The organism is Streptomyces sp. NPDC127084 (genome assembly GCF_042724175.1).
In the GTDB taxonomy this organism is placed as follows: Bacteria; Actinomycetota; Actinomycetes; order Streptomycetales; family Streptomycetaceae; genus Streptomyces.
The window spans coordinates 1-8239 of the sequence record NZ_JBHXFA010000225.1 but is presented as its reverse complement, the minus strand read 5'-3'; the positions used below and the strand labels follow the sequence as shown (position 1 = coordinate 8239).

The following is an 8239-nucleotide window of genomic DNA, read 5'->3' as shown; positions in this document are numbered from 1 at the left end:
CAAAAACCTCACTCCATCGAGTCAAGCCCCCTGGCCAGCACCAGAACACGATCTGCAACGGCGATGACTGCCGAACCTACGAGTTTTCCAACACGGAGCGAGTGATGACCAGGCGTTGGCTGGAGGTGCGGACCTGCCGGGGTGGCGACCGCGGCGGGGTCACGGTGTTCGTCGCCATCTGCGTCGTCGCGTTGATCGGCATCATCGGCGTCGCGGTGGACGGTGGGGGCAAGATGCGCGCCACCGAGCGCGCCGACCACATCGCCGGTGAAGCGGCCCGTGCCGCCGGACAGGCCATCGATCCAGGTAAGGCCGTTACCGGTCAAGGCATCGTCGTCGATGCTCAGAATGCGTCCGCGGCGGCGCAGGCCTATCTGCGCTCCGTCGGCGCGGCCGGCACGGTCAGCGTCGCCGGCAGCGGACGGTCCCTCACTGTCACCGTCACCACTTCGTACGACACGAAGTTCCTGTCTGTGGTCGGGATCGGGAGTCTCCCGGTGACCGGCCATGGCAAGGCGACGCTCCTGCACGGCGTCACCGCACCCGACGAAGGAAATTAGATGCGCACCAGCCACTCCCCCACCGCGGGCTCCACCGGTGCCCGTGCCCTGAAGGGTTTGGGCAGTCTGCTGGTTCTGGTCGGCGTGGTCGGCGGGTTGCCGCTGCTGCTGTCCTGGGCCACCCCGGTGATCTGGGAAGCCAGCCACCATTCCTTGGCGCACCTGCTCGAGCGGCAGGACACCGGTGCGGTGTTCCTGTTGCTGCTCGTCGCGGTGGGATGGATCGGTTGGGCCCAGTTCACATGGTGCGCTGCACGAGAGCTGGTCGCCCAACTGCGGGGCCGCACCTGGCAGCCGCCCCGGGGCCTGGGCGCCTCACAGCGTGCCGCTGCCGTGCTGATCGGCGGCATTCTGGTGCTGCTGCCCACCAGCTCCGCGCTTGCCTCCCCGGCCCAGGCGTCAACCGTCAGCACCACCCACGTGCCCGGCCCTGCCCACGTATCGCAGCAGACCGCGGCAGCAGATCAGACGGAACAGTCCGGCCCGGAGCCGGTCGCGTCCCCCACGCGCACGGTCGAGCCGGGGGAAAGCCTGTGGAGCATCGCCGAGAAGGACCTCGGGGACGGCGAGCAGTGGCGCACGATCGCCGCGCTGAACGAGGGCCACGTCATGCACGACGGCCAGACCTTCACCTCCACCAGTTTCCTGCAAACAGGCTGGGAGCTGCGGATGCCGACCGTCACAGGCCCCCCAGCCAGCCCGCCCGCGACGGGAACCGGCACACAGATGGGCGGGCAGGTATCTGCGGAAGCCGGGCAGGGCGAGCACGTCGTCACCGTCGAGTCGGGCGACTACCTGTCGAAAATCGCCGAAGAGGAACTCGGTGACGGCAACGACTGGCCGAAGCTCTTCGCCGCCAGCCACGGTAAGCCACAGCCGACCGGCCTCCCCGAGATCACCGACCCGGACGTGATCTACGCGGGACAGCAGATCACCGTGCCCACCAACGGCCCCGGTCAGCACGATGGCCCCTCCCCCGACCGGCAACCCGACGAGTCGAACAGCCAGCCCCCCAACCCTCCGGCCGCAGAGGTTCCGCAGGAAAGCCAGGGGAGCGACGCGTCCATCTCCCCCGACAGCCCCAGCGCACCCGCCAACGAGCCGTCAACGCCCAGCGACCCCACCAACAGCCCCACCGGGCAACCCAGCCACAGCCCGGCCGACAATGCTCCGCAGCCGACCACACCCCGCCCCGGCGCGAGCACCGCCGAACCGGCCGCCCGGTCGACAGCCCCCGCCGCCCCCACGACTGCCCCAGCGGCAGGGCCAGCGCAGGCCGCCAGCCCGCTGCAGCTGCGCACCGTGCTGGGCGCGGGAGCACTCCTGGCTGCCGCGGTCACCGGAGCCCTGGCGGTCCGGCGTACCCTCCAGCGCCGACGCCGCAAGCCCGGCGAGAAGATCGCCATCGCCCCCCAGACCTCCCCCGCCGAAGCACAACTCGCCGCAGTCGGCGAGCCGCACGGTGCCGCCCGCCTGGACGTCGCGCTGCGCACCCTCGCGCACCTGGCCGAACAGAACGGCACGGAGCTGCCCACGCTGCGGGCAGCCCGAATCGGGTCCCGCTCCGTGGCGGCCCTCCCGGAAGACCTCTCCCACCAGCCGATGCCGCCGTTCACGACCTGGCAGGCCGGATGGTGGCAACTGGCCGCCGACGCCGAACTCCTGAACGCCGACGACGCCCGCGACATCCGCGCGCCGTACCCCGGCCTCGTCACCGTGGGCAGCACGCCCGAAGGCGACCTCGTCCTCGCCAACCTCGCTCAGATCCCCGCCCTCCTGCTGGACGGCAACCCGGTGCACATCACCGAGGTGTGCACCTCGCTCGCCCTCGAACTGGGCATGAGCCCCTGGGCCCACGAGGTCGAAGTGGTCACCATCGGGTTCGGCGAAGACCTCCCGCAGCTGCTGCCGACCTCCCGCATCGCGCACATGAGACAACCGGCACATGCGCTAGGGGACTTGACCGAGCGGCTGCTGGAAGCCCACCAGATGCCCGAGACCGCGCACCAGCCCTCGCTGCTGCTCTGCGCTGCCGCCATGGACCCGGATGTGGCGTGGGAGTTCGCCGACGTGATCGACAAGGCGGGCCGTGTACCGGTCACGCTCATCGCGCCGGCCACCGCTGCCGCGGCGCACTTCCCCGAGGCGGACATCCTCAACGCCTCCCTGGATACGCCCCAGCCGTTCGACCACCTCGGCACCGACATCACGGTGCAGCGCCTGGAGCACGCCGCCTACCAGCAGATCACCGCAGCCCTCGCGTTGTCCGGGCAACCCGCTCAGGAACCCGAAGGGCCGTGGAAGGGCGTGCCTGACGAACTCGCCGTCAACACCGCGACCGAGCCGGATCCCGCAGAGCAGACCCCTGCCGCCGAAACGAACGCGCAGTGCGACACTCCGCCGGTGTCTGCCGCACCGGTCGGCCAGGACGAAGCGGTGTTCCCCGCCCTGCTGGCGGCCTCCGCCAGCCCGTCCTCCCTGCGACTCCTGCCCGGCCACCGCCACGGCGAGACCGACCCCTGCAGCGGCACCGAGGAACCCCGTCCGGCAACCCCCCAGAAGCCAGGGGCGGAGGATTCGGCGATCACGGCGAACGACAAGCCTCTGAGCTCTGCCGACCAGGCGCCCCATCACGCCGGAAGCGCCGACACGGACATGGCGGCGCGCGACCTGCACGCGCCGGAGATCCGGGTGCTGGGTCCGGTGGAGGTGGACCGGGTCGGAAGTACCGGCCATGGCCCACGTATCGCCCAGCTCGCCGCGCTCATGTTCTTCCGTCCTGGGCGGACCGCCGACGTCATGTGCGCCGACATGGACCCGATCACCCCCTGGTCAGTGGCCACTCTCAACGCCCGGTTGCAAGGACTCCGGCGCGCTCTCGGCAACGACGCCACCGGCAACGCCTATGTGCCTCGCCGTCGCAGCGGCGAGGACCCCTATCTCCTGGCCCCCACCGTGCGCTGCGACTGGACCAGATTCCTCCAGCTCGCCGAACAAGCCCTCCCGCAGGCCGCGGTCGGTCTGCCGGACCTGGAGAAGGCTCTGTCGCTCGTGCGGGGCCGCCCCTTCGGTACCCGGCCGCTGCCGTGGGCCGAGCCCTATCAGCAGGAGATGCTCACCCGGATCGTCGACGTCGCCCACACCGTGGCCGCCTACCGCACCGCATCTGGCCCGCACCACGATCTCAGCGCCGCACGGCGGGCCATAGCGACAGGGCTCGAGGCGGATGAGACCGCTGAGCTCTTGTACCGGGACTGGATGAAAATCGAATGGGTTGCCAGGAACCGATCCGGCCTTCACACGGCCATCTCGCGCCTCCAGCAGGTCAACCAGGCATTGGACTGCGACCTGGAGCTGGAGACCGAGCAACTGATCAGCGATCTACTGAGCGGCTCCGGATCGACGCTGCCCAAGGCATTCTGAGTGCGGCGCTCCCGCTTTCCCCTGGCGGGACGACCTGGTCCACGAACGCACTGCCCCCAGCGAAGCACCCACTCGACGTCGGCAGACAAGGCCGCCGCCCTGATGAAGGGGATCCGGCCGGTCACAGCCACCGACAACTGACGCCGTGAGCCCCTGACCTGCTGGCCGACCCGCGCAGACTGGGCTGGCAGGTCAAGGACGACGAAGCCGAGATGCGCGATGCCGTCGCCGCGCTCACCACGCTGACTACCCTGCCGGGCCTGGGCACCGTGCTGGCCGCCATCGGGGACATCAGTCGCTTCCCCACCAAGCACCACCGGCTACACCGGCAGCGCACTCCAAGGCGCCTCCAGCAGCAACAAAGTCCGCCACCGTCTCAACACCGGCGGCAACCGGCGCGCCGCACTCAGTCCTGCACACTATCGCCGTCTGCCAGATCCGCGACGGCAGGCGCGGGCAGAAACCACTACCTCCGCAAAATTGGCGAGGGGAAGGCCTTCGGAGGCCCGCAAGGCTCTCAAGCGACCCTCTTGACCCACGCAGGGCGCTATATGGGTCATGTTCCGCCCGGCCGGAGCCGTGAGAACAGGACTCGGCGGTCGGACAGAACAGTTGGAAGACAGCCCAGCAGGGCGTGAGTCAGTGCCCGGACCACTACCACCGGAACCTGAGTATCAGCATCAATGTCAGTGCCGGGTGCCACCCTGAACGCATGACATGCACGGCATCACGTGACCTGAGCATTGAAGAAGTGGACCAGCTCGCAGCTACAACAGCTGGCGAGGCGTTCCTCGATTCCGGGGGATACTTCAGATGTGACCTGGCTGCTGGCCATCTCGGTCGACATGTTGCTCTCGTCGACTTCCTCGCCTTGGACGAAGACCCCCCGTTCACTGCTCCATGGCTATGGTGGGACGAAGCACAGCACGAGGTGACCTTCGGTGCGTCCTGCGCCCGCTGCCCGCTACCCGAGGGCCACTCCGCTGGCTCTGGCTGCTCAGCTCCCTACGCCCATACCTGTACGAGTACGGTCAGCATTACCCATGAGGAGGCCGAAACTCTCGAGAACCTTCCCCACGGCGCGCACCAAGTCGAGAAGACTCTCCAGTGCCAATACCTGCCCGGCCACTCGGGAGACCACGTCACCCTCGGCCAGAGCCAGGACTACGATTCCCACGCGAGCACAGCGTGGTGGATCGTCTGGCCTTCGACCAGAGAAGCCGGCCACGAGATCAAGGTCATGACGGAATGCCCCGCGACCAACGGTGACGGCCTGTGTATGCACCCTGCAGACCACCCTGGGGACCACTGGTTCTAGCCTGAAGGCTAACCGACTGAGTCGGACATTCACCGCAGTAGGTGGCGACTTGTCGAGCATCTCGTCCGCCGCCTTCGCCACGCGAACGATTCGGGGTTTCCGTTCCAGTCAGCGAGCCAGGTGCACATGGCGTCGTTGAGTGCCTGATTGGAATCCTGGCCGCCCGTGGATGGCTCGCGGGATTGTGGGGGGCATGCTTGTGTGCGGTTGAAGCTCAGCAAGGGCGATCGACAGGACCCGTTGGCGCGGCCGGGTGTTGATTGCCACTCAGGATGAGCATGACGGGGGTAGGACGGTGCCATTCCGGTTGAGCATGATGGGCTGATCGTTGCAGGTGGGTTGATCTCCGGGGTGCCGAGGGGCACGGTGACCATGTCTTGATCGGGAAACGGCCCTCCCGTTGTCGTTGGTCGCGAAGCCGGGAGGGCCGTTCGGGTGCGCCCGGAGGCGCTTTGATCACGGTAGAGGCGGATGCCGGTGATGTCGAACGGCGGCTTGTGGCAGGCGAGTTTGAGTGTCCAGAGTGTGGCGGGCTGCTGACGCCGTGGGGGTGGGCCCGGCTGCGGGGGCTGCGCGGGGCGGGTGATGTTCGTCTGGACGTACGGCCGCGCCGCTCCCGGTGCTCGGTCTGCGGGCTGACACATGTGTTGCTGCCGGTCAGCGGCTTGTCGCGGCGGGCGGATGCGGTCGAGGTGATCGGGGCCGCCCTGGAGATGAAGGCGTCCGGTGCAGGGCACCGCCGGATCGCGGACCGGCTGGGGCGGCCGCGGTCGACGGTGCGGGGGTGGCTGCGCCGGTTCTCTGCCCGGGCCGGGGCGGTGGCCGGGTTGTTCACCTCCCATCTGGTCGCGCTCGCCGACGATCCCTTGGTGGTGCTGCCGGCGCCCGCGGCCTCGGTGTTCGCCGACGCGGTCGCCGCGGTCATCGCCGCCGCGATGGCGGTGCGACGTCGGTTCCCTGTGGTCATCGCGCCGGTTTGGTGGGTGGCCTCGGCGGTCAGCCGGGGCTTGCTGCTGGCGCCTTCCTGGCCGCTGCCGACCATCTGAAGTCGATCAACACGAGTTGGCCCTGACGGGCTGTGGTGGTGCGGGCCGATGATCGCTCGTTGACATGCCCCGCAGCCTTTCGGAGGTCACCTTTATGGCTCTGGTCGACGAGGAGGAACGCCGGCGGGCCGAGCGGGCCCACCAGGTCGCGCTGTTCCGCTACCAGTTGATCCGCGAGGCGGCCGACCCTGCCCTGAGCCCGTCCCAGCGCGGGGCGATGGTCCGCGAGCTGGCCGCGCGGACGCATACGGACCCGTTCGGTCGGCAGATCACTGTCGGCTGCGGCACTCTGGACCGGTGGCTGCGCAATTGGCGCGAGGGCGGCTTCGACGCCCTGCTGCCGCCGACCAGGCAGGTCACACCGCGAACTCCGGAAGAGGTTCTGGACCTGGCCGCGGCCTTGAAGCGGGAGAACCCGCAGCGCACGACCGCTCAGGTGGTACGCATCCTGACCCAGCATCTGGGCTGGGGCCCGTCCTATCGCACCGTCCACCGCCATCTGGGGCGTCTGGACCTACTGGCTCGTCCGGACGGGCAGTCCCCGCCCGCCTTCGGCCGGTTCGAGGCCGACCGCCCCAATGAACTCTGGGTCGGGGACGCCTTGCACGGCCCGAAAATCGCAGGTCGCAAGACGTATCTCTTCGCTTTCGTGGACGATCATTCGCGGGCGGTGGTCGGACATCGCTGGGGCGGTGCCGAGGACAGCGTCCGCCTCGCCGCTGCCCTCCGCCCGGCCCTCGCCGCCCGTGGGGTCCCGGAAGGCGTCTACGTCGACAACGGCTCCGCCTTCGTGGACAAAGCCCTGCTCAGAGCCTGCGCGAGGCTCGGCGTCAAGCTGATCCACTCCACCCCCGGCCGCCCCGAAGGACGCGGGAAGATCGAGCGGCTGTTTCGAACAGTGCGGGACCAGTTCCTCGTCGAGGTGAACGCGGACGACATCACCGACCTGGCGACGCTGAATCGCCTGTTCACCGCGTGGGTGGAGGGCGTCTATCACCGGGCGGTGCACTCCGAGACCGGGCAGGCGCCACTCGAGCGGTGGCTGGCCGGCTCCCCGTTCCCGCAGCCCACCCCGGCCCAGCTGCGGGAGGCTTTCCGCTGGTCGGAGCACCGCACCGTCGCCAAGACCGCGACCGTCTCGCTGCACTCCAACACCTACAACGTCGACGCGGCACTGATCGGCCGCAAAGTCGAGCTGGTCTTCGACCCCTTCGACATGACCGAGATCGAAGTCCGCTTCAACAACCGGCCGTTCGGCCTCGCCGTCCCGCACAAGGTCACCCGTCACGCGCATCCCAAGGCCAAGCCGGAGATCCCAGAGGCGCCGCCGGCCCTGCCCACCGGCATCGACTACCTCCGCCTGATCGACACCGCCCGCACGAACGAGCTCGGACAGAAGATCAACTACACCGCCCTGATGCCCGACCAGACCGGCGAGGGCCGGTGACCGGCATCGGCGGCAACCCGGTCCAAGAACGCATCTGGGACCTGGAGGACGCCGAGACCGCCGCTCGCCGGCTGCGGGACAGGGCCCTTGACCTGGCCCTTCGCCAGACCACCGGCCGAGACGGCCGGCCGCTGCCCGCACTGGCGAAGCGGGCGGTCTTCCTCGCCCTGGCCCTGCACCACCGCGCCGGACAGGCAGCCCGCGAGCTCGAAGACTTCATCGACCACCTGGAAGAAGGACCACGTTGATCGACAAGATCCAGGGCTACTACGGGTTCACGGCCATGCCGTTCGGCAAGGACCTGGCCCCGGGGATGCTGCACCGCCATTCCTCGCACGCCCAGGCCGCGGCCCGCATCACCTGGTGCATCGGCGAACGCTGCCTCGGCGTGATCACCGGCGAGGTCGGCGCGGGGAAGACCGTCGCCGTCCGCGCGGCCCTCGAC

At 69.2% G+C, this 8239-nt stretch carries 5 protein-coding genes and 1 pseudogene; all 6 read left to right on the top strand.

The annotated features are described in order from the left end of the window. The first annotated feature begins 104 nt into the window (after positions 1-104). Positions 105-560: a TadE/TadG family type IV pilus assembly protein gene (locus tag ACFWI9_RS31435; RefSeq protein ID WP_387167838.1), complete on the top strand. Its 456-nt coding sequence runs from the start codon at positions 105-107 to the stop codon at positions 558-560. Then, positions 561-3983 carry a LysM peptidoglycan-binding domain-containing protein gene (locus ACFWI9_RS31430; protein ID WP_387167835.1) on the top strand — a complete coding sequence of 1141 codons (3423 nt, stop codon included), beginning with the start codon at positions 561-563 and terminating at the stop codon, positions 3981-3983. Between the two features lie 1962 nt (positions 3984-5945). Further along, complete coding sequence (locus ACFWI9_RS31425; RefSeq protein WP_387167833.1) at positions 5946-6347, top strand: helix-turn-helix domain-containing protein; 402 nt, start codon at positions 5946-5948, stop codon at positions 6345-6347. Positions 6348-6411: 64 nt separating this feature from the next. Next, positions 6412-7794: a DDE-type integrase/transposase/recombinase gene (locus ACFWI9_RS31420; protein WP_387167830.1), complete on the top strand. Its 1383-nt coding sequence runs from the start codon at positions 6412-6414 to the stop codon at positions 7792-7794. Next, positions 7791-8042 carry a hypothetical protein gene (locus ACFWI9_RS31415; protein ID WP_387167827.1) on the top strand — a complete coding sequence of 84 codons (252 nt, stop codon included), beginning with the start codon at positions 7791-7793 and terminating at the stop codon, positions 8040-8042. Before ACFWI9_RS31420 ends, ACFWI9_RS31415 begins: the two co-directional genes overlap by 4 nt. Beyond that, a pseudogene (locus tag ACFWI9_RS31410) lies at positions 8039-8239 on the top strand (AAA family ATPase); the annotation flags it as partial. The gene ACFWI9_RS31415 and the pseudogene ACFWI9_RS31410, both read left to right, overlap by 4 nt.